Below are 18,597 nucleotides of genomic sequence, written 5' to 3' on the forward strand. Positions count from 1 at the left end.
GGGTGGCGCTGGAGATCTCCCCCGTCGAGGCGCCGGAGACGATGGCGACGCGCTGCAGGCCGCCGACGAGGCGCACCACCTGGTCGGAGGTGGCGCCGATCTCGCGGGCGGCGATCGCGAAGCGCTGGAACGCGTCGACGCTCTCGGACACCGCGACGCCGGTCGAGAGCGCGTTGCGGTAGAGCGCCTCGTAGACTTGGCCGGCCCGCTCGACCGAGCCCGTCGCGTTCTGCAGGCGCGACAGGCCCTGCGTGAGCGCGTCGCCGGCCTGCACCAGGGCGCGGGCCGCCGCGGCCACGCCGGCCACCTGCAGGCCGCGCACGGCGAGGTCGAGCAGCTCGAGCGAGCGCGACGCCCGCTCGGCGCCGCCCTTGATCCGGTCGAGCGAGCGCTGGCCGGTCTCGCCGACTTTGCGCAGCTCCGCCTTGACCCGGGCGGCGTCGTCCAGCGAGAGGCGGACCGAGACGCGGCGGGTGGCGTCGGCCATGCAGCCCCCTCCGGCTAGCGGTTTCGTCAGTTGCGTTTAATGCGTTTGCTGCGTATAAGGGCGGGCAACCAGAAGGCACCGGAGGGCCCCATGCTCGCTCTGCTCGACCAGGCCGAGCCCATCGTCGCCGACGAGGCCGAGGCCGCCATCGCCAAGACCGCCGCCGCCAGCCTGGCCCCCGCCGCAAGGGCCGGGCAGGGCGTGCAGTTGGTGCTGCGCGAGCAGCCCAACGTGGTCGTCCCGCTGCCGGCCCGCGCGGTCGAGGTCGTGCTCACCGTGCTCAGCGCCATGGCCGAGCGGCGGCCGATCTCGGTCATCCCGCACGAGGCCGAGCTCACCACGCAGCAGGCCGCCGACTACCTCAACGTGTCGCGGCCCTTCCTCATCGGCCTTATCGACCGGGGCGAGATCCCGCACCGCATGGTCGGCCGGCACCGCCGCGTGCGCTTCGCCGACCTGCTGGCCTACGAGCGCGCCGCCGCCGAGAAGCGGAAGCGGGCGCTGGCGGAGATGGCCGCGGAGGCGCGCCGGCTGGAACTGGACTGAGGTGTGATCTCGACCTTCACGGCGTTCTTCGACGCGAACGTCTTCTACGGGGCGCGCCTGCGCAGCCTGATCCTCTTCCTCGCCCAGACGAAGCTGTTCCGGGCGCGGTGGAGCGACAGGGTGCACGAGGAGTGGATCCGCACCCTGCTGGAGAGGCGGCCCGACCTGAAGGCGGCCGATCTGGCGCGGACCCGCGAGCTCATGGACGCGTCGGTGCTGGACGCGCTGGTGACGGGCTACGAGCCGCTCATCGACGCGATGGTCCTGCCGGATCCCGGCGATCGGCACGTGCTCGCCGCGGCCGTGGTCTGCAAGGCGAGCTGCATCGTGACGTTCAACGTCGCCGACTTCCCGCCGGCGCGCCTGGCGCCCTACGGCCTGCACGTCGTGCACCCGGACGATTTCCTGCTGGATATCGAGAGTATGGATCCGACGGCCTTCGCCGATGCGGTGCGGGAGGATCTGGGCCACTACCGCGCCCCGCCGCTCGACCTCCCCGAGTATGTCGTCGCGCTCCGCAAGGCCGGCGTTCCGCGCATCGCCGAGCAGATCGGCAAGCTCGCCCCGATCCTGGAGCTGCGGCCGAGCGACCGGCCCGGGGATTAGGCCGCGGGCGCCGACGCGCTCCGCTCAGCACCGCCCTCGGCCATGCCGATGCGGATGGCGAGCAGGAGGTCGGCGGCCATCCATCCGGTCGCACCGAGCTCGCGCGCGGCGGACAGCGCGCCGGCGGTGTCGAGCGTCAGGCCGGCCATGCTCGCCTCGGCGCAGGCCGTGCCGGCGGCCCAGCAGGCGTGGCCCTCGACGCTGGTCGGGGCGTGCGCCGCGTAGGGGCAGGCGTCGGCGCAGTCGCGGCCGAGGGCGGCGCAGCCGCGGCAGTAGTCGGGCCCGCGGCCGAAGTGCCAGGCGGCGCGGGCCCTCAGCCGTTTCCCTCGGCGGCCACCGCGGCGACGGGTGCGGTGGCCCGGTCCCAGAAGGCGGCGGCGATGTCGTCGAGGTCCATCAGGCGCTCGACCGCCTCGGGCGAGAGCGGCAGCGGCTGGCCGGCGGCGTCGCCCACGCCCTCCCAGCCGGTGACGGCGTGGCGGGCGAGCGCCTTGACCAGGAAGGCGAAGGACAGGCCGCGCGCCATGTCGGGGTCGAGGTCCGGGTCGGCGACGCGGATCGCGGCGAGCCGGCGCGCGGCGGCGGCCTGCGCGGCTGCCATGACCGCGGTGGTCACCGGTCGGATCTCGACGCGCACGCCGCGCGGCAGGTCGAGCCAGTACGGCTCGGCCGGGAGGTCGAGGGTGAGCATGCGCTACTCCGTCATTGAGGTTGTTCCGCGTCAGCCTGGTGGCGAAGCGGCGACTGACACTCGGGCGATGGTGGGACTCGTTCAGGGAGCCAATGCGCGGCGAGAACCGCGAAGTCCGATCTGGATTCGACCTCGTAGCCGGCACTTGGACCGCCTCGAGGAACGCTGGCGTGGGCCGTTGCGGGCGGGTGGCCGACCACGCTAGCGTCCGCGCGACGCAGTTCTACGACTGCCGGCGCGACGAGACCTCCCTCGACGAGGTGGAGCGGATCGGCGTGTAGCCGGCGCTGCCATTACCTAATCCTTGCGGCAGGGCCAGCATGTCGACGCCCTCCGGGCGCCCTCCCGGTCGGGATGTATGGTGCGGCGCCGGTCACCGTCCGCGCATTCATCGGAGCGGGTAGGGTCTGGCTATCCGCGTCCACCAAGTCGGCGCTGCCGCGCCCTGATTTCGCCCTCGGGAAGCCAGACGGTCGCGTCCTCGCTCCAGACCACAAGCGCCGCGCGCAATGCGGCAACGCTGGCTGTGCGATGGCGCTGGATCTCGTCGAATGCCCAGAGCACGCCGTGAACCTCGATCGCGCTGCCGGCCGCCGCGCGCAAGCGGCCGTCGCCGGTGAGTAGGATGCAGTCCTCCGTCACCTCCGCCAGGGCCCAGGCGGAGCAGTCGTAGAGCCGGAGCGCCGGGTTCTCACGTCCGAGGGCGACCGCGCGGTCGATCAGCGCGCCGCTCAGCCCGATCACGCGCAGGCCTTGCCGACGCAGCGCCCGCTTCTCGATCGTGGGGATGCTGAGTAGCTCGTCCTCATAGAGCAGGTCGGGCACCTGGACCTCGTAGGGCAGCCGCAGCAGCGCCTCGAGAAGCACCGCCTTGCGCAGGTCGATCAGCGCGCTCGTGTCACTGATGATGATCCGCATCGACCGCCTGCGGCCCCTTCAGCTCCGCCTCGACATGGGCCACCGGCTCGCGTAGCAGATCGGCCGCCTTCGGCAGCGAAATCAGCTTCTCCGCCACCGCCCGCATGCAGAGCCGTCGCAGCCGGCGCGGCTTCTCGCGCTCGCCGCGCTCGCTCGCCGGCTCGAGCTCCTCGGGCTCCTGCGAACGCCAGCTGCGCGCCACGCTCTGGAAGGCGTAGGTCAGGCCCGCCTGATCGATGACGCCGATGTCGCGGAGGCGCACGAGCAGTGCTGCGCCGCTCACGCGGTAAATGCGCTTCAAGTCGATGAGCTCGCGGTAGCTCAGCAGGTGACGCCGCGCGCCGACCTCGCACACGAGGTGGTCGCGCGGCATCAGCAGCGCGCTGGCGAAACGGGTCATCGCCTGCTCCTCCTCCTTTTCGGAAAGGCCTGCCGGATCGATGACGCGATGCGCGAGTTCGTGTGCCAGGGTCAGGCGCCGCCGCTCAAGCGACTTTCTGCGGTTCGCCACGATGACGGGCACTGGCGCCAGCCCGCCTGGCCGCTGCACCAGGCAGGTGAAGCCCGAGACGGAATCCGGTAGGTCCTCAAGCAGGACCTTGAGGCCCTTCTCTTCGAGAAGCTCGGTCAGATTCGGGATCGGGTCGAGGCCCAGCTTCCACTGCACCCGCACCTCGTCCGCGAGCTCCTCGGCCTCGTCGAGCGACTTCAGGCCACGTAGCACGCCGAACGGCGCCGACCAGGACGCGCTGTCGAGACCGAGGATGCGTTCGAGCTGCAGGTAGCGCTCCACCCACTCCAGCACCGCGGCCTCGACGCGCGCGCGGTCCTTCGCCGAGGTGCTCGCGCGGGTGCGGAAGTCCACCTCACCGAGCTTCGCTTCCTCGACGGCCAGCAGATAGGGCACCGACACTTTGAGTGCTCGGCTCAGCGCAAGCAGCACATCTGAGCTCGGGGTCATCTCGCCGCGCTCGTACTTGCTGAGCGCTTGCGCGGTGACCTTTCCGGAGACGGCATCCTCGAGCGCGCGCAGCGACATGCCGGTCCGCTTCCGTGCGAGGCGCAAGCGGTCACCGAGCATGGCATCCTCCTTTTTGGTTGACAAACTCTGATTAGTTGTATGTCTTGTAAACCATCGGCTGCGACTCCGTCAACCGCTTCGACGGTGGCAGGCCACGCACGTTCGCAGGAGCAATGTCAATGGCTTTCCCGTCCCCCCAGCGCAGCCCCCTCGCCTCGATCCTCGCCGGCCTGCCGCCACCGCCAGCCCCGCTGGGCCACGTCTGGGGCGACGACGGAGCCGGCTATCGCTACCGCTTTGCGGTCTACGACATCCACGCCTGCCCGTCGGCACCGAACGCGGTTTACATCTTCGCGGCGCTTCAGGGGCTCACCTACGTCCCGCTCTACGTCGGCCGCGCCGAAGCGCTCAGCCGGCGCCTTTCCGACCATGAACGACGCGACGAGGCGATCCGTCGAGGCGCCCGCTATCTGCTCGTGCACGTTCCGGGTGTCAGCGACCCGGTCGGCTACGCCGAAGCCGAGCGGCGCCTGATCCGGCACTACGCGCCGACGCTCAACGAGCAGCACAACCCTCTTGCCGCGCTGCTTGCGCGCTGAGCCGAGGAGACCCGCGCCATGCCCAGCCTGGCCGTCGCCCATGTCCGCGAGCAAGGCGTCGATCTCATCATCGCGCCGCTCGCCGCCGATTTCGGCCACAAGGATCCTGGGACGCAGCGCGCCGTGATCGCGGAGATCCAGCTGCGCTCGCGCAGCGCTGGCCTCGCCGGCACGGTCGTCCCCGTGTGGGATGGCGGCGGGGGGCGCATGGCGTTCATCGCGCCGCGGCCATGGCACCCCTTCTTCAGCTCCCTCGACCTCGGGACCGTCCGTGCCTGTGTGAATCGCGAGCTGCGCTGGTAGGACACGACTTGACGTTTGGATTCCGCCCAGAGCTACGCTCGCACGCCGCGAGCGGACCTCAGGCGTACTCGCTCGCCTGCTGCTGGTTCTTCAGCGTCACGGTCATCATGCGCGTCGCAGTCGCGTTGTAGGCCGCGCGGAACTCGAAGCTCGCCTCGACGCCGGCCGGGCCCTCGATCGGGGTCTTGGCCAGCGCCAGGTAGACCTCGTGCAGCGTGACGGTGAGGCTGCGGTTGGCGTCGATCGTGTAGGAAAAGGTGAACTCCGCGGGGGCGTTGTCCTGCGCCTGGGTCAGCAGCGTGGTGTCGGCGAAGCGCACCGTGACCTGACCCGTGCAGCGCGCAATTCCGGGATCCACCCCCTCCACCTTCCGGTCGGCACGGATGGTGCGCACCATCTCCATGCCGTTGGCGTAGGTCAGCCGCGCGCCGGTCACCTGGGCGAGCGCGGCGCCGTTGCGGCTGATCGCCCCCTGCGCCTTGTGGAAGGCGGTGTAGGCGGCGCTGGTCGGCGTGCCGCCCGCGCTCGCGGCGCCGCGCGTCGAGCCCTGCCCCATCAGCCCGAAGGTCGCGGTGGCGGGGCCGGTCGGCGAGAAGTCGAGCTCCAGCGTGTCGGCGCGCACGCCGGTGCAGAGGTCGTAGTTCGGCACGTCGGGGTAGCCGATCTCGAGGCTGTTCGACGGCAGCGCGGCGGCGCCCGAGCCGAAGCTGTGGACGAAGTCCGGGCTGGTGCCGGTGGTGGTGGGGGCCCCAAGCAGCAGGCGGAGCCAGTGGCCGATGTTGATGAGGTCCACCGGCACCACCGCCTGGCCCTGCACGGTGACGGTGTCGAGGAAGGGCGCGGCCGGATCGCGGCTGCCGCCGACGCCGATGACGTCGGCGTCGAGCAGCGGCTGCTCGGCGCCGAGGTCGCAGGAGAGGAAGGGCAGGCGCATCCAGTCGCCCGCGGGCGCGGTGCCGTAGGTCGCCTCGGGGCTCATGAGCAGGCGGCAATTGGCGCCGATGGCACGGGGCATCGGAGATCTCCGGGATCAGCGAGAGGAGGCGTCAGGCCAGCGGCGAGCCGGCGACGGTGAAGAACAGCGTGACGGGGACCGACGCGGCACGCGCGGCGGCGGCGCCCTCGACCTCGACATCCTCGAACTCGGGCGCGCCGGGCTGGGCCCATTCCACCGCACCGCCGAGGGTGCGGTCGGTGGTGACGGCGACAGCGATATCCACCAGCAGCGCGTCGAGGAGCGCGGTGCGGGCCGCGGGCGTCGCACCCGTGACGGTGACCTCGATCGCGGCGCGATGCTCGATGGCCCAGGCGAGCGGCGACAGGATCGCCGTCTCCTCGACGGTCTCGCCGTCGCGGATGACGACCAGCCCGCCCGGCGGCAGGCGCTGCGGCACGGTCTCGCCGCGAAGGACCAGTGGGGCGGGGTTGCGGGTGGCGAGCGCTGTCTGCAGCCGGCCGTGCAGCGCGGCGATCGCGGTCTCGCGCATGCTCACGGTGCCGGCCTCCCGCTCTCGCGCTCCCAGGCCGCCACGAAGCGTCCCGGCAGCCGGCGCAGCCCCCGTTCGGCGGCGCCCTTCACGTCCAGCCGCTTGGCGAGCTTCACCTGCGGCAGCAGCAGGAACATCGGCACCATCCCCCGTTCCAGCATGCCGCGCGCCCAGGCCTCGCGGCCCTTGCGGTTGCCGGTGCCGATCTCGGCGAGCCCGCCGGCGATGAGGCGGGTGCGGCGGCGCCGGCCGGTCTGCTCGCCCTGGCGGAGAGGGAGGCACCAGACGAAGCCGCGGCCGGAGCGGAAGGGGCGGAGGAAGCCCTGGCCGGAGGCGACCATCTGCGCCGGGGTGACCCGCAGGCCGTCGAACGCATGCGTTCGACCGCCGCGGCCGCGGCGCCCGCGCGCTGCGTTGAAGCCGGTCGGGATGGCGAGGTACGTCCCGCTCCGGGCGCGGATCAGCGCCCCGCGCTCGAAGGCGTCGATGACGTTCGGCACCTTGGTCCAGACCAGGCCGGCGGGGCGGAGCGACTGCCCGGAGCGGGGAAACACCTGCGAGCGCCAGGCATTGGCGATCCCCCGCGCGTTGCCGCCGAAGCTGCTGGTGACTTGCCGCCGCAGCTCTTGCTTGACCTGCTCGGTCTCGGCGCGGATCGCCTGCATGGCCGCGCGCTCGCCGGCACGGACCTCGGCGGCGAGCTGCCGGCGCAGGTCGCCGAGGATGGTGGCGGTCAGCCTCATGGCGTGCCGCCGCCCGGCGGCAGGCCGGTGCGGTGCCGGATGATCGCCACCGCGAGGTCATGCAGCGCCGCCTGGCCGAGGTAGCCGAACACGAAGGCGAAGAGGAACCGGCCGTACTCGTTGAACTCGAGGAAGCCCCCGAGCGCATAGCCGGCGCTGCCGACCAGGGCGGCGGAGGGCACCTCCCAGGCGAGGCACCAGCCGAAGCGCCGGCGCTCGGGGTTGTTCCACCGCACGAAGCCGCCAGCGAGGCCGGCGGCGGCGCCGAGCAGCAGGTCGCGCAGCATCTCCAGCAGGCTGAGGGTGGTCTGTGGCATGGCGGGGCTCCTATCGCTGGCAGAACACGCGCCAGGCGGTGCCGGAGGCGTCGCGCTCGGCGTGCGTGACGGTGAGCAGCTCGGGGCCGAGGGCGAAGCTGTCGCCGGCGGCGAGGTCGGGCAGGACGGCGATGGGAACCGAGAGGATGTCCGTCGCCGAGAGGATCTCGGTCCCGAAAGCATCCGCCACGCGGTCGGGCGACGACTGCAGGACGCGGAGACTTATCGGTGCGCCAACACCGCCCTGCCGGTAGACCGCCTCCGCCCCGAGGTTCGGATCGGCGACCAGCACGGCCATCGCCTCCGCGAAGGCGTTCACCGCTCGCCCCCGTCGGCGGGGTTGAGCCGCCGCACCGCGGCGAGCCGCCCCGCGCAGTCGGCGTGGGCGGCGTCGTAGGCCAGCAGCAGCTCCGCCACCTGGCCCTGCGTGAGGTGATCCGTGGCCGGAAGCGCCGGCGCCGGGGCGCAGACCAGCAGCGCGTCAGGGAGGCGGAGCGGCAGCAGCCGGATCTCCGGCGGCGCGGCCGGCGCGCAGGCGCTCGACAGCATCGCGCAGCACAGGGGCAGCGCCGGCAGCGTGGCTCGGGTCACGGCGGAGGGCCTCCAGGTTGGCGCCGAGGCGGGCGGCCTGGGCACGGGCGCGCTCGGCCTCGCCGATTAGGGCGGCGATCTGGCGCGCGTGCTCGGCGGTGGCGCGGGCCAGCGCCGCCGCATTGGCCTCAGCGGTGCGCGTGGCCGTCGCGGCATCCAGGCGGGCGGCGTCGCGCTGCGACCGGAAGTGCCAGGCAGCCGTGACGGACAGCAGGATTGCTGCCGCGAGCCCAATCGGCAGCGCATGGCGCCCGAGCACGGCGAGGATGGTCGCACCGGTCACGGGTACGCCCTGCGGTCGAGCTCGAAGTGCGGCCCGTCGCGGAAGGACGCCCAGTCGCCGCCCCAGACGATCGGCACGCCGAGCTCCTTCGCCGCGGCCTTCATCGCCGCGCCGATCTGCTCATACAGCATCCAATCCCAGCGGATCTCGCCCTGCTCCACCGCGCCGTCGCCGTCGTCGAGCCAGTAGGCCAGATCGACGGCGTGGCCGGTTACGTGCCGGCTGTCCATCGTGCGCGAGGCGCCGATCGCGACCAGCCGGGCCTGGCGCTCGCGGGAGCGCAGCCCTTCCGTGACGATGAAGGGCACCGCCAGGCGGGCCCGTTCGACGACGCGCACCAGGTCGCGGTGCACGCCCGCGAGGCGCGCGTGGTCGCGCGCCAGGAGCGCGGCCATCACGTCCCCGAGGCCGGCACGCGCGCCAGCATCACCCGCACCGTGGCGTCGGCGGCGAGCGCAGCGACGGTGCAGAGCCCGACCTGGAAGTTGCCGGTGGCGGTGGTGGTGATGCGGCGGTTGGTGTCGTCCCAGAACACCCGCGCGCCCGGGCTGATGGCGAGCGCGGGCTCCTTGGGCAGCTCGAACTCGCCGCGGGTCTCGCACTCGACGGTGGCGTTCTGGGCGGCGTCCGATGCGGCGACGCCGAAGAAGGCGCCGACCAGCAGACCCTGGCCGGCGAGGATGCCTCCCGCGTAGGGCACCACCATCGGGATGGAACGCGCGTCGGGACGGAGGCAGTTGCGCATGGGAGGGTCTCCTGAAACGCCGAAGGCGTCCCACCCCGCCCAGCCGAGCGGATGCTTGGCTAGGGACCCGGGGGACGGACGCCCTCGGCGAAGCTGCTGTGGTGGTGGGAAGGATCAGGTGCCCGGGTTGAACCAGGCGCCGCGCCAGTCGATGGCGCCGACGCCGAAGTCGAAGATCACGCTGACCTCAACCCCGTCGGCGCCCTGCACCGGGCCGGTGGTGACCTGCGGCCCCTCGGCGCCGTTGAGGTAGCCGTAGACATAGACCGGCGCCGCGAGCGGGTCGGAGAACAGGTACCAGCGGTTGGCCGGGATCAGCGGCTCGATCACCGGCTGCACGAAGCCGGCGAAGACGTTCGCCTTGCCGATCTCGCTCGCCTGCACGACCACCGTCGCCTGGCGGGCGGCGAGTTCGAGGTTCGGGCCGACCAGCAAGCGCATGGTCTGGCCCATCGAGATCGGCAGGCCGTCGAGCGTGCGCTGTTTCATGATCGCGGTGCGGCCGGCGCCGATGGTGGTGGTGTCGAGCACCGTGCCGGTGCTGGCCTTGTTGGCCCGCGCGGCGCCGGTGGCGAAGACGGGGGCGCTGCCGGTGGTCAGCGTCGGGCCGTCGCCATTGGCGCTGTTCATCAGGTTGTAGGCGGTGGCGTTCTCGAACTCGGCGACGCGGCGGCCGATCGCGGCGGCGAAGTCGGTGAAGGCGCCGAGGTCGTCGTTGACCAGCATCGGCCGCGTGACGCGGAGGCGCCGCGCGAAGGTCTGCAGCAGCACGATCTCCTGGCTCTCGGACATGGTGCCGACCTGGATCTCGCCGTTCTCGGCGAGCGGCAGCAGGGTCGGGAAGTCGCCGATCCGGAGATGCCGGTGCGGCTTGAAGTCGCGGAAGTCGCGCCGGAGGAAGACCTGCCGATAGGTCGGCTGCGCCGGCTGGTAGGCGGCGAGCAGCATCTTGTTGGCCGCCGCGGCGAGCAGCAGCGGGAAGTCCGAGCTGGTGTGGAAGGCGCGCTCGGCGAGCAGCGTGGGGTTGCGGGGCACGCTCCGCTCGCCGCGGGCGCGCAGCAGCTCGCCGATCATGTCGGAGGGACGCCAGCCCATGAACTCGGCGTGGCGCCCGGAACCCTGGGGCTGGTAGCCGGGCATGGCGCGGGCGGCGAGCGCCTCGGCCATGGCATCGAGGATCTGCGCCGGGTCGTCGTGGCTCGGGCCGGTTTCGGGGCGGGCGGGGATGGACGGCCGCGGCCCCTGCGCCACCAGGGCGTCGAACAGGGCGCGCCGGGCCTGGTCGCCGGTCCAGCCCTGGGCGATGGCCTCAGCGCGGATCGGGGTGATGCGTTCCGCCGGCAGCAAGGCGCGGGCGGCCTCCACGGCGGCGTCGATGCCGGCGATGCGCTCGCGCTCGGCGCGCTGCGCCTCGGCACGGACTGCATCGAGGTCCGGTGCGGCGCGGGTCGGCTCGGGCGCCGGGGCGGCGGCCGCAGCGGGGGGCGTGGTGGTCACGGTCGGCTCCTGGGGCGGCATAGCGGGCGGCGCAGACGGCGCCGGCGTGGCCGGGGCTTCCGGCGTCGTCTCGGGCATGGGTGAGTCCTCGTCAGGCAGGGCGGGTTCGATCGCCGGTGCGGGGAGGCCCTGGTCCCCCTGCGCCCGGACGGGTCCCCACGGCGATTGCTCCGCAATCGTCGTGGGAGCCCGGACCGCCGCGTCGCGGTCCACCGGGACCGGCACGACGGAGATCTCGAAGGGCTCCCAATCCACCGCGCGGTGGACGGTTTCGCCGGTGGCGGCGTCGGGCCGCGGCTCGTAGCGGTGCACGCGATAACCGACGCTCACCGCGCGCAGCGTGCCGTCGGCGATGCGCTGCCAGACGGGCTCGACATCGGCGGCGGCGGAGAACTGCAGCGTGGCGTAGCCGCGGCCGCGCTCGAGGCGGGCGGCGGTGACGCGACCGAGCACGTCGCGGGCGCCGCCGCGGCGGTGGGTGTCGAGCACCGGGGCGCGGCCGGAGCGCAGCGCCTCCATGCGCACCGCATTCGGCGACATCTCCAGCTCCTCGGTGATCAGGCCGAGGGCGGGGACGAAGTTGCGGGCCCGCGCGCCGGTGCTCCAGACCACCTCCACGGTGCGCGCGGCGCGATCGACGGTGGCCGGCGCGGTGATGGCGCGCTGCGCCACGAGCGGAACGTCCGCCGCGGTGGGCGCAGCAGCAGGCTCCGGCGCGGCATCGCTGCCGCCCGGTTCGATAGGTTCGGTCATGCTCAGCCCTGGGGTGCTATGTCTCGGGGCGGCGCTGCGGCGCCGGTGGCGGCGATCTCGACCGCGGCCATCTGCGCGGCGTCCTGCGCCGCACCGGACTTCGCGACCCGGCGCGGATCGGTGTCGAGCGAGATCCCGGCCTCGTCGAGCAAGGCATTGGCCTCGCGGATCATCTCCACCGCGGCGCGGAAGTCGTAGCCGAAGGCCCCGGCCGCCTCGGGCTGCGGCACGAAGCCGGCGCGCACCTGGGCGATCAGCGCGGTGGTGTCCTTCAGCGGGTCGATCATCTCGTGCGCGGGCGGAACGTGGCTGACGCCGTTTGGCATGTCCGCCCCCCACAGCCCGAGCAGCGCGCCCTGGGCGTGGAAGCGCTCGGCGATCGGCCGCACCAGCATCGGGATCAGCATGCCGTACTGCACCTGCTCGCAGAGGCGGCGGAACTCGATCTTGCCGGCGCGGAGGCTGGAGTAGTTCGCCTGGGTGAGGTCGCCCGAGACCTGGTCGTAGGTCAGCCCGGCGCCGACCGCGGCCGCCTCGAGGGCACGGCGGGCGAAGGCGGCGTGACTGCCGCCGCCGGAGGGGTTCACCACCTCCACCGAGCCCATCCCCCGCCGGTAGAGGATCATCCCCGGCTCGAAGCTCTCCACGGCGCGGCCCTGGGCGTCGCGGAGCAGGCCGGCGGCGGCGCCGGTCAGCGCCTCGTCGCCCTCCTCGGTGACCACGGCGGCGAGGCAGGCCTCGATCTTGGCCTTCATCAGCAGGGCGGCCTCGTAGTCGCCGAGGTCGCGCAGCCGCAGCAGCACCGGCGCCAGCCAGGAGACGTCGCGCAGCTGGCCGGGCCGGCGCTTGCGGTAGATGTGCAGCACGTCGCCCGCCGGGATGCGCACGCTCGCCATGCCGGCGCCGGGCAGCATCCAGGCGCCCGGGTGGACCGGGAACAGCCAGTAGCCGATCGGTTCGCCGGCGTCGCCGAGAGCGATGCCTTGGATGGTCGGCGCGCCGTCCAGCATGCCGTTGCGCGCCGTGTCGAGGAGGTCCGACTCCAGCACCTGCAGCCGCAGGCCGATCGGGTTGACGGGCGAAGGCGGCGCCAGCAGGAAGCGAACGAAGCATTCCCCGCTCTCGACGACGGCACGCATCACCAGCGCCTGCAGGCCGTAGAGGTCGAGGCGGCCCTCGGCGTCGCAGGACGTGCCCTCCGCCCAGCGCTGCCACGCCCGGCCGTGCGCGGCGTCCGGCCAGCGCGTGGTGATCCCGGCGCCGACCGCGTTGCCGGTCCAGAGGTCGACGATGCGGCTGGCGTAGGGGTCGTTGCGCACGGCGTCGCGGGCACGGCGCGCCACCGTGGCGGCGGCCATGCCGACCTCGGCATTGGCGCTGCCGCCGGCGGGCGCCCAGGCCGAGGCACGGTGGTCCTGCGCCGCGGCGTAGCCGCGGAGAACTGCCCAGGCATCGCGGAGGCGGCGGGTCACGCGATCGATCATGCACCGCCTCCGCGCGCGAAGCTCGCCAGTGTGACCGAGGGCCGCCGCGCCGCGCCGTTCTCTGCCCCATGCAGCGTGGCCAGCGCCCGGCCGAGCTCGTCGAGGCTGCGGTACTCCACGGTGCGCCCCTCGAAGCTCACCCGCGTGGTGCCCCCGGTGTAGGCGGCAGCGAGCGCGGCCGCACGGCTGCCGGCCGGCTGCGCCAGCGCCCAGGCCAGGACAGCGGGATCCATCACGCGGCCCGGAGCGTCGGCAGCGGCGCCGCCGCGTTGACGAGGTAGGACAGGCCGCTCGGCGGGTTCGGCATGATCGGCACGCCGGCCTGGTGCGTCAGCGCCGCGAAGAACCCGTTCTCGCTGCCCGTCGTGCCGCCACCGGCGCCGCCGTCCGCCGCGGCCGAGCCGAGCAGCAGCGTGTTGCCGCCGCTGAACGCCTGCGTGCTGGTGCCGCGCACCGAGGGCGCGCCCGAGAAGCACAGCAGCAGCCACCAGACCCCGGCCGAGATCCAGCGCGGCTGCCCGAAGGGGCAGACCGCACCGCCGGCGGCGGCGGTGTCGGCGTCCGTCACCGGCTCCTCGATCACCGCGCCGGGCCGCCCGGCGCCATTGTCGGCGGCCAGCGCCATGCGCAGGAAACCGGCGGCGCCGGTGGTCACGCTCACCGCCATGGCCGAGAACAGCCCGGGCCGGGCGAGCACGTAGGGCACGCAATAGAGTCGGTTCGCCGTCATCGCCACCGCGCCGCCGGCGGCGCGCGCATGCTGCGAGGCGTAGAAGCGCCCCGGGACATAGGGCAGCATCGCCGGGGCGGGCGGCAGGTAGTGCTGGAACAGCGCGGTCATGCGAGCGGCCGGATGCCGAGGGTGATCAGACGCTCCGCCGCCTGGTCCACCGGCGCGGCGGCGAGGCCGGAGCGCAGCCGCAACCAGCGCCAGCCGAGCAGCAGGGTGGGCGGCAGGGTGAGCGCCCGGCCGGCGGCGACGGTCAGCACCACCTCGTTGCCGAGGTGGTCGTGGAGGTCGGCCCAGGCCGCGGGCTCGCCCTCGTCGAGCGAGCCCTGCAGGGTGAGCGGGGCGTCGGTCCAGGCGGCGGGGAGCAGCAGCAGGCAGACGCCGTAGCCGACGCTGGCGACCGGCGCGCTCAGCGCCTGGCCGGCGGCGATGCTGGTGCGGACCGGGACGATGGCGGCCATGAGGGTCTCCAGGGTCAGCGCAGCCAGCCGCCCCGCGGGGCGAGCCAGCCGCGAGGGCGCAGATCGGCTGCGGCGGGCGATGGTGCGGGCGCTAGGGCGTTCGGTGTCGCCAGCGCGGGTTCCTGCGCCGGCAGCGACAGCGCATCGGCCATCCGCGCCCAGCGGCCCTCGCCCCAGCCATCCATGCCGAGCGCGGCGGCGGCGGCGCGGGCGTAGACCCGGCAGTCCAGCGCCTCGTTGCGCTCCCTCGTCTTCACCCACTCCAGTCGCCGGAAGCCGTTCCGGCCGGCGCGGGCGACCAGCTGCTCGGCGGTGAGCTGGCGGCAGAACTCCTCGCCCGCCGCGTGCAACGGCAGGTGGACGTAGCCGGGCGGGAACGGGTCACCGCTCTCCGCCGTCGGCCGCTCCAGCTTCAGCCAGCCATAGGTCTCGCCCTTCAGGAAGGAGGAGCCCACCGGCCAGAGCTTGAGGCCCCCGAGCTTCCGGCCATTGCGGCGGACCTCGGTGGCCGCCGGCTGGCCGACCGCGGCGCGCAGTCCATCCTGGCCCTTCACGGCGATGGCGCGGCCGGCGCCGGCTCGCCGCACGAAGGCGTAGACCTCCGCCGTGGTCATGCCGTCGCCGCTGTCGATCGCCGCCATGGCCACCGGCAGGCGGTGGCCGCTGGCGTGCCGCCAGGTCTCGCCGAGCAGCCGCCGCAACTCCTCCCACACCGCCGCCTCGAACGGATTGCCGGCCAGCACGCGGTGCTCGACCAGCCAGGACTGGCGATCCTGCCCCCAGGCCCAGACCGAGGCCTCGAGACGGTCGCGCTGCACGTCCACGCCCGCCGTCAGCAGCAGCCCGCCCGCCGGCACGGTACCGATCGGCCAATGCTCGCGGCGGTCGTAGAGCCGCTGCCAGTCCGGCGCCTCGCCCGCCTCCTGCCAGGTCTCGCCGAGCACGGTGTTGCGGAAGGTCTTGATCGCGCGGTCGTCCCCCTGCGCCGCCAGCCACAGCCGGGCGATCTCCGACCAGGGCATCCAGCCCGGCGGGGAGTAGAGCGCCGAGATGTGGAAGCCGATCGCGTGCGGGTCCGCCGCCATGGCGGTGGCCCGCCACTCGCCCGCGGCCAGCATCGCCGCCTTGTGCTGCTCGCCGATCGGGGCGTCGCAGGCCTCGCAGAGATAGCGCGCGGTGTCGGGCGCCCCCTCGTCCCAGACCAGCCGCTCGAAGCGCAGCCATTGCATCGCCCCGCAGTGCGGGCACGGCACGAAGTAGCGGCGCTGGTCGGTCGCGAGGTACTCCCGCTCGATGCGCGACAGGCCGGCAATGGTAGGCGTCGAGACCAGCAGCATCTTGCGGCGCCAGCCGAAGGTGCGCGCCCGGGCCTCGGCCAGCGCGATCGGGTCGCCCTCCCCCTCGACGTCGCCGGGATAGGCGTCGATCTCGTCGAGGAACAGGAAGCGCGCCGACATCGAGCGCAGGCCGACCGCGCTGTTGGCGCCGGTCATCACCAGCTGCCCCCCGGGGAACTCCTTCGAGAGCTGGCGGTTGCCGCTGTCGCGGGAGCGCGCCGGCGCCACCCGCTCGCGGATCGCCGGCGTCTCCTCGACCAGCGGGTCGATGCGCTGGTCGGAGAAGCGCTTGGCGAGCTCGGTGGTCGGCTGCACCGCCAGCATCGGCCCGGGCGCGTGGTGGATGACGTAGCCGATCCAGTTGTTGCCACACTCGGTGCCGCCGACCTGCGCCCCCTTCATGAACACGACGCGCCGCGCCGGATGCGCCGGCGACAGCGCATCCATGATCTCGCGCAGATAGGGCGTCCGCGCCGTGCGCCAGGGACCGGGCTCGGCGGAGCCGCGGCTGCCGAGCACGCGATGCCGGTCGGCCCATTCCGAGACCAGCAGCGCCGGCTCCGGCGCCATGCCGTCGCGCCAGGCCTGCAGGATCTCGGCCGCGCCGTCGAAGCCGCCGAGCTCGGCCAGTATGTCCGTGCCCGTCGCCATCAGCCGACGCTCACCCGCACGTCGTGCCGCTCGGCCAGGTGCTGGCGCAGGCGTGCATCCATCATGGTCTGCAGCCGGTGCGCGTCGACGCCGAGCTCGGCCGCCATCTCGGCCGCGACCCGGGCGGGCCAGGCGAGGATGGCGTCGCGCTCCTCCTTGGCGAGGCGGTGCACCAGCAGGAGCGCGCGGGCCTTGTCGACCAGCTTGCCCTTGCGCTCGTCGAGCCGCAGCCGGCGCTCCTGCGCCTTCAGCACCTCGTTCGCCGTGCGGGCGTCGTGGAAGGTGCTGCCGGCCGCGCGGGGCAGCGGATCGGGCGCGGCGGGCGGCGGCGCAGGAGCGGGAGGCGCAACGGGCCGGGCCGGCGGGAGCAGCGGCGGCGCCGCGGGCGCGGCCATGGCCCCCGTCCTGCGGGCCGGGTCGCTGCTCTCGGCCAGCCGCGCGCGGACCTTCTCGACGTCCCAGGCGCCGTCCGGCTCGGGCGCGATGCGGCCGGCGCGCTGCGCCTTCTGCAGCGCCGTGTGGGAGACGCCGAGGCGGCGCGCCACCTCGCGCTGCGAGGCCACGCGGCCCGGCGGCGCGGCGGCGATCATGATCTGATCGGAACCCCTCGGAGAAAGCAATCAACGGAGCGCCGATGGCGCTTGGCTCAGCCCCCGCCGCAGCGCGAATGGTCCGTCACGCGCGGAGCACCGCGCCGCAGACGGAGACCACGATGACCGACCGCGCAGCCCGCGCCGCCCGCAACCAGGAACGCAGCCTGGCGGCCTTCCTGGCGAAGAAGGCGGAGTTCGACGCCCTGCTCGCCGAGCTGCGACAGGCCAGCGACGACCACTTCGGGGCGGATCCCGAGGCGGTGCTCTGGGGCGAAACCGCCTGGCTCGCCGACGCCACCGCGAAGCTGAAGGACATCGCCGACCAGCACTTCAGGCGGGGCGAATACGCCGGCTGACGCGGCGCCCCTGCCGCACCGCCCCGACCGGGTCCGCCCGGCGGGGCTCGGGGCGGTAGCACCCGGCTGGTCGGGTGCGTGACCGAGGACCCCGACGATGAAGCTCACCGACACCCAGCGCGCGATCCTGACGGCCGCCGCGCAGCACCCGCAGCACCTGGCGGTGCCGCCCGAGCGACTGCCCGCCGCCGCGCGGCAGACGGTCGGCAAGGCGCTGCTCAAGGCCGACCTGGTCGTCGCGGTGCACCGCCCCGACTACGACGCCCGGGCGCTCTGGACGATCGACGGCGAGAGCCTGCTGCTGCGCATCACCGACGCGGGGCTCCGCGCGATCGGCGTCGAGCCGGTCGCCGCCGCGCCGGAGGCGCCCACGCAGGACAACTCCGCCGGCGCAGTCGAGCCCGCCCAGGGCGCGCCCGGGGCGCCGGACGACGCCACCCGCGCGGAGGACCTCGCCCTGCTCGACGCCGCCCTCGCGGCGCCCCGCCCGGCGGCCCCGCGCGCCGGCCTGCGCGACGCCGCGCGGCGGGTGCTGGACGCCTGGGACGACGAGGCGAACGGGCGCTACGACCTGGCCGACGCGATGGACGCGCTCCGCCGGGTGCTGGCGAAGCCCGCTCCCAGGACGCGCGAGCTTGGCGCGCCGCGCAAGCCGCGCGAGGGCACGAAGCAGGAGGCGGTGCTGGCCATGCTCCGCCGCCCGGAGGGCGCGACGGTGGCGCAGATCGCCGAGGCCACCGGCTGGGCGCCGCACACCGTGCGGGGGTTCTTCGCCGGCCTGAAGAAGCGCCAGGGCATCGCGGTCGAGGCCGCGGAGCGGGTGCGCCAGGTCGGGCCGGGCAAGGAGGGCGCGAAGGGGTCCTTCACCATTTACCGCATCGCCGGCTGACGCCAAGGCGAGCCGGCACCCTGGCGCCGCCGCCCGCCGATCGCGGGCGGCGGCGTCGGCCTGTCAGCCCTTCGCCAGCAGTTCGGTCGTCAGCGGATCCGGCTCGCCCCCGAAGTACCGCCGCAGCACCTCGGCGAACACCGCCGCCTCGGGGCGGGCCGCCGCGAACAGGGTCATGGACGATCGGAGCTTCAGGTCGTCCGGGTTGCCGAAGATCTCGTGCGCGGACCGGCCCTGGACCGCGCGGACCAGCTCGGCGCACTCGATCAGCCGCGGCCCGAGCACCGGGTGCGCCATGTAGGCCTGCGCCTCGGCCAGCGAGGCGATGCCGTAGCGCTGGGCGGTCGGGCTCCGCCCGAGGGCGCGGAGCTGCGGGAACACGAACCACATCCAGTGCGTGCGCTTCCGCCCCGCCCGGAGCTCGCGGCGCACGTCGGCGATCACGGGCTCCTGCGCCCGCACGAAGCGCTCGAGGTCGAAGGGATCTGCCATGGCGGCAGGCTACACCC

27 protein-coding genes are annotated in these 18,597 nt (G+C 73.8%); 6 read left to right on the forward strand and 21 right to left on the reverse strand.

Annotation, left to right across the window (positions count from 1 at the left end; genetic code table 11):
* Positions 1-487 (reverse strand): tape measure protein (locus IEX99_RS20670; protein ID WP_229678188.1); only part of this gene is annotated, 487 nt, incomplete at its 3' end.
* 90 nt (positions 488-577) lie between these two features.
* Here IEX99_RS20670 and IEX99_RS20675 point away from each other — a divergent pair.
* Both IEX99_RS20675 and IEX99_RS20680 read left to right on the forward strand, forming a co-directional pair.
* Positions 578-1,033: a helix-turn-helix domain-containing protein gene (locus tag IEX99_RS20675; protein ID WP_188903845.1), complete on the forward strand. Its 456-nt coding sequence runs from the start codon at positions 578-580 to the stop codon at positions 1,031-1,033.
* A gap of 3 nt (positions 1,034-1,036) precedes the next feature.
* Positions 1,037-1,639, forward strand: a complete 603-nt coding sequence (locus tag IEX99_RS20680) for a PIN domain-containing protein (RefSeq protein WP_229678189.1) — start codon at positions 1,037-1,039, stop codon at positions 1,637-1,639.
* On the opposite strand, the gene IEX99_RS20685 is transcribed toward IEX99_RS20680, so the two are convergent.
* From IEX99_RS20685 to IEX99_RS20705, 4 genes are all read right to left on the reverse strand, one after another.
* Positions 1,636-1,788: a hypothetical protein gene (locus IEX99_RS20685; protein ID WP_176559885.1), complete on the reverse strand. Its 153-nt coding sequence runs from the start codon at positions 1,786-1,788 to the stop codon at positions 1,636-1,638. The two genes, IEX99_RS20680 and IEX99_RS20685, sit on opposite strands and share 4 nt — an antisense overlap.
* A gap of 164 nt (positions 1,789-1,952) precedes the next feature.
* A complete protein-coding gene (locus tag IEX99_RS20690) occupies positions 1,953-2,330 on the reverse strand; it encodes a hypothetical protein (protein ID WP_188903847.1) in 378 nt (125 codons plus the stop codon).
* 411 nt (positions 2,331-2,741) lie between these two features.
* Entirely contained in the window at positions 2,742-3,248 is a 507-nt protein-coding gene (locus tag IEX99_RS20700) for a PIN domain-containing protein (protein ID WP_188903849.1), read from the reverse strand.
* Complete coding sequence (locus tag IEX99_RS20705) at positions 3,229-4,329, reverse strand: helix-turn-helix domain-containing protein (RefSeq protein ID WP_188903851.1); 1,101 nt, start codon at positions 4,327-4,329, stop codon at positions 3,229-3,231. The genes IEX99_RS20700 and IEX99_RS20705 overlap by 20 nt, the downstream gene beginning before the upstream one ends.
* Positions 4,330-4,448: 119 nt before the next feature.
* Here IEX99_RS20705 and IEX99_RS20710 point away from each other — a divergent pair, with 119 nt between their 5' ends.
* Together IEX99_RS20710 and IEX99_RS20715 are read left to right on the forward strand one after the other, a co-directional pair.
* Positions 4,449-4,868 (forward strand): GIY-YIG nuclease family protein, encoded by a 420-nt coding sequence (locus IEX99_RS20710; RefSeq protein WP_188903853.1) that lies wholly within the window; start codon positions 4,449-4,451, stop codon positions 4,866-4,868.
* Positions 4,869-4,886: 18 nt separating this feature from the next.
* Positions 4,887-5,171, forward strand: coding sequence for a hypothetical protein (locus IEX99_RS20715; protein WP_188903855.1), 285 nt, complete (start codon positions 4,887-4,889; stop codon positions 5,169-5,171).
* A 58-nt stretch (positions 5,172-5,229) separates the two neighbouring features.
* On the opposite strand, the gene IEX99_RS20720 is transcribed toward IEX99_RS20715, so the two are convergent.
* The 15 genes from IEX99_RS20720 to IEX99_RS20790 all read right to left on the reverse strand — a co-directional run bounded on the left by IEX99_RS20720 (position 5,230) and on the right by IEX99_RS20790 (position 16,840).
* On the reverse strand, positions 5,230-6,186 hold the full coding sequence (locus IEX99_RS20720) for a phage tail tube protein (protein WP_188903857.1): 957 nt from the start codon (positions 6,184-6,186) through the stop codon (positions 5,230-5,232).
* Positions 6,187-6,217: 31 nt separating this feature from the next.
* Positions 6,218-6,658 (reverse strand): hypothetical protein, encoded by a 441-nt coding sequence (locus tag IEX99_RS20725; RefSeq protein WP_229678193.1) that lies wholly within the window; start codon positions 6,656-6,658, stop codon positions 6,218-6,220.
* 2 nt (positions 6,659-6,660) lie between these two features.
* Positions 6,661-7,401, reverse strand: coding sequence for a DUF6441 family protein (locus tag IEX99_RS20730; RefSeq protein ID WP_188903860.1), 741 nt, complete (start codon positions 7,399-7,401; stop codon positions 6,661-6,663).
* Positions 7,398-7,718, reverse strand: a complete 321-nt coding sequence (locus tag IEX99_RS20735; protein ID WP_188903862.1) for a phage holin family protein — start codon at positions 7,716-7,718, stop codon at positions 7,398-7,400. Before IEX99_RS20735 ends, IEX99_RS20730 begins: the two co-directional genes overlap by 4 nt.
* A 10-nt stretch (positions 7,719-7,728) precedes the next feature.
* Entirely contained in the window at positions 7,729-8,037 is a 309-nt protein-coding gene (locus IEX99_RS20740) for a head-tail joining protein (protein WP_188903864.1), read from the reverse strand.
* Positions 8,038-8,199: 162 nt separating this feature from the next.
* Entirely contained in the window at positions 8,200-8,592 is a 393-nt protein-coding gene (locus IEX99_RS20745) for a hypothetical protein (RefSeq protein WP_188903866.1), read from the reverse strand.
* The gene (locus IEX99_RS20750; RefSeq protein WP_188903868.1) at positions 8,589-8,987 is read right to left on the reverse strand and encodes a M15 family metallopeptidase; all 399 of its coding nucleotides are present in this window, start codon (positions 8,985-8,987) and stop codon (positions 8,589-8,591) included. The genes IEX99_RS20745 and IEX99_RS20750 overlap by 4 nt, the downstream gene beginning before the upstream one ends.
* A complete protein-coding gene (locus tag IEX99_RS20755; protein WP_188903870.1) occupies positions 8,987-9,337 on the reverse strand; it encodes a DUF2190 family protein in 351 nt (116 codons plus the stop codon). Before IEX99_RS20755 ends, IEX99_RS20750 begins: the two co-directional genes overlap by 1 nt.
* 114 nt (positions 9,338-9,451) lie before the next feature.
* On the reverse strand, positions 9,452-11,587 hold the full coding sequence (locus IEX99_RS20760; protein WP_188903872.1) for a prohead protease/major capsid protein fusion protein: 2,136 nt from the start codon (positions 11,585-11,587) through the stop codon (positions 9,452-9,454).
* A 2-nt stretch (positions 11,588-11,589) separates the two neighbouring features.
* Positions 11,590-13,071: a phage portal protein gene (locus IEX99_RS20765; protein ID WP_188903874.1), complete on the reverse strand. Its 1,482-nt coding sequence runs from the start codon at positions 13,069-13,071 to the stop codon at positions 11,590-11,592.
* On the reverse strand, positions 13,068-13,304 hold the full coding sequence (locus IEX99_RS20770; RefSeq protein ID WP_188903876.1) for a phage head-tail joining protein: 237 nt from the start codon (positions 13,302-13,304) through the stop codon (positions 13,068-13,070). The genes IEX99_RS20765 and IEX99_RS20770 overlap by 4 nt, the downstream gene beginning before the upstream one ends.
* Positions 13,304-13,912: a hypothetical protein gene (locus IEX99_RS20775; RefSeq protein ID WP_188903877.1), complete on the reverse strand. Its 609-nt coding sequence runs from the start codon at positions 13,910-13,912 to the stop codon at positions 13,304-13,306. The genes IEX99_RS20770 and IEX99_RS20775 overlap by 1 nt, the downstream gene beginning before the upstream one ends.
* Positions 13,909-14,262: a hypothetical protein gene (locus IEX99_RS20780; RefSeq protein ID WP_188903879.1), complete on the reverse strand. Its 354-nt coding sequence runs from the start codon at positions 14,260-14,262 to the stop codon at positions 13,909-13,911. Before IEX99_RS20780 ends, IEX99_RS20775 begins: the two co-directional genes overlap by 4 nt.
* 14 nt (positions 14,263-14,276) lie before the next feature.
* The gene (locus IEX99_RS20785) at positions 14,277-16,250 is read right to left on the reverse strand and encodes a phage terminase large subunit family protein (protein ID WP_188903881.1); all 1,974 of its coding nucleotides are present in this window, start codon (positions 16,248-16,250) and stop codon (positions 14,277-14,279) included.
* Positions 16,250-16,840, reverse strand: coding sequence for an elements of external origin (locus tag IEX99_RS20790; RefSeq protein ID WP_188903883.1), 591 nt, complete (start codon positions 16,838-16,840; stop codon positions 16,250-16,252). Before IEX99_RS20790 ends, IEX99_RS20785 begins: the two co-directional genes overlap by 1 nt.
* A gap of 122 nt (positions 16,841-16,962) precedes the next feature.
* Here IEX99_RS20790 and IEX99_RS20795 point away from each other — a divergent pair, with 122 nt between their 5' ends.
* Both IEX99_RS20795 and IEX99_RS22610 read left to right on the forward strand, forming a co-directional pair.
* Entirely contained in the window at positions 16,963-17,199 is a 237-nt protein-coding gene (locus tag IEX99_RS20795; protein WP_229678190.1) for a hypothetical protein, read from the forward strand.
* 97 nt (positions 17,200-17,296) lie between these two features.
* Entirely contained in the window at positions 17,297-18,088 is a 792-nt protein-coding gene (locus tag IEX99_RS22610) for a DUF3489 domain-containing protein (protein WP_229678191.1), read from the forward strand.
* A gap of 63 nt (positions 18,089-18,151) precedes the next feature.
* Here IEX99_RS22610 and IEX99_RS20805 read toward each other — a convergent pair whose 3' ends face one another.
* Positions 18,152-18,580, reverse strand: coding sequence for a DUF1810 domain-containing protein (locus IEX99_RS20805; RefSeq protein WP_188903885.1), 429 nt, complete (start codon positions 18,578-18,580; stop codon positions 18,152-18,154).
* Between the last annotated feature and the right edge of the window lie 17 nt (positions 18,581-18,597).

The sequence above is a fragment of the Caldovatus sediminis genome, assembly GCF_014644455.1.
Classification (GTDB): Bacteria; Pseudomonadota; Alphaproteobacteria; order Acetobacterales; family Acetobacteraceae; genus Caldovatus; species Caldovatus sediminis.

Bases quoted from the DNA above. Each gene is read 5' to 3' on its own strand.
- IEX99_RS20675 (WP_188903845.1), top strand. From the start codon at position 578: ATGCTCGCTCTGCTCGACCAGGCCGAGCCCATCGTCGCCGACGAGGCC.
- IEX99_RS20735 (WP_188903862.1), bottom strand. From the start codon at position 7,718: ATGCCACAGACCACCCTCAGCCTGCTGGAGATGCTGCGCGACCTGCTG.
- IEX99_RS22610 (WP_229678191.1), top strand. From the start codon at position 17,297: ATGAAGCTCACCGACACCCAGCGCGCGATCCTGACGGCCGCCGCGCAG.
- IEX99_RS20790 (WP_188903883.1), bottom strand. From the start codon at position 16,840: ATGATCGCCGCCGCGCCGCCGGGCCGCGTGGCCTCGCAGCGCGAGGTG.
- IEX99_RS20710 (WP_188903853.1), top strand. From the start codon at position 4,449: ATGGCTTTCCCGTCCCCCCAGCGCAGCCCCCTCGCCTCGATCCTCGCC.
- IEX99_RS20770 (WP_188903876.1), bottom strand. From the start codon at position 13,304: ATGGATCCCGCTGTCCTGGCCTGGGCGCTGGCGCAGCCGGCCGGCAGC.
- IEX99_RS20705 (WP_188903851.1), bottom strand. From the start codon at position 4,329: ATGCTCGGTGACCGCTTGCGCCTCGCACGGAAGCGGACCGGCATGTCG.
- IEX99_RS20730 (WP_188903860.1), bottom strand. From the start codon at position 7,401: ATGAGGCTGACCGCCACCATCCTCGGCGACCTGCGCCGGCAGCTCGCC.
- IEX99_RS20700 (WP_188903849.1), bottom strand. From the start codon at position 3,248: ATGCGGATCATCATCAGTGACACGAGCGCGCTGATCGACCTGCGCAAG.
- IEX99_RS20685 (WP_176559885.1), bottom strand. From the start codon at position 1,788: ATGGCCGGCCTGACGCTCGACACCGCCGGCGCGCTGTCCGCCGCGCGC.
- IEX99_RS20785 (WP_188903881.1), bottom strand. From the start codon at position 16,250: ATGGCGACGGGCACGGACATACTGGCCGAGCTCGGCGGCTTCGACGGC.
- IEX99_RS20795 (WP_229678190.1), top strand. From the start codon at position 16,963: ATGACCGACCGCGCAGCCCGCGCCGCCCGCAACCAGGAACGCAGCCTG.
- IEX99_RS20690 (WP_188903847.1), bottom strand. From the start codon at position 2,330: ATGCTCACCCTCGACCTCCCGGCCGAGCCGTACTGGCTCGACCTGCCG.
- IEX99_RS20720 (WP_188903857.1), bottom strand. From the start codon at position 6,186: ATGCCCCGTGCCATCGGCGCCAATTGCCGCCTGCTCATGAGCCCCGAG.
- IEX99_RS20805 (WP_188903885.1), bottom strand. From the start codon at position 18,580: ATGGCAGATCCCTTCGACCTCGAGCGCTTCGTGCGGGCGCAGGAGCCC.
- IEX99_RS20750 (WP_188903868.1), bottom strand. From the start codon at position 8,987: ATGGCCGCGCTCCTGGCGCGCGACCACGCGCGCCTCGCGGGCGTGCAC.
- IEX99_RS20780 (WP_188903879.1), bottom strand. From the start codon at position 14,262: ATGGCCGCCATCGTCCCGGTCCGCACCAGCATCGCCGCCGGCCAGGCG.
- IEX99_RS20775 (WP_188903877.1), bottom strand. From the start codon at position 13,912: ATGACCGCGCTGTTCCAGCACTACCTGCCGCCCGCCCCGGCGATGCTG.
- IEX99_RS20725 (WP_229678193.1), bottom strand. From the start codon at position 6,658: ATGCGCGAGACCGCGATCGCCGCGCTGCACGGCCGGCTGCAGACAGCG.
- IEX99_RS20715 (WP_188903855.1), top strand. From the start codon at position 4,887: ATGCCCAGCCTGGCCGTCGCCCATGTCCGCGAGCAAGGCGTCGATCTC.
- IEX99_RS20760 (WP_188903872.1), bottom strand. From the start codon at position 11,587: ATGACCGAACCTATCGAACCGGGCGGCAGCGATGCCGCGCCGGAGCCT.
- IEX99_RS20755 (WP_188903870.1), bottom strand. From the start codon at position 9,337: ATGCGCAACTGCCTCCGTCCCGACGCGCGTTCCATCCCGATGGTGGTG.
- IEX99_RS20765 (WP_188903874.1), bottom strand. From the start codon at position 13,071: ATGATCGATCGCGTGACCCGCCGCCTCCGCGATGCCTGGGCAGTTCTC.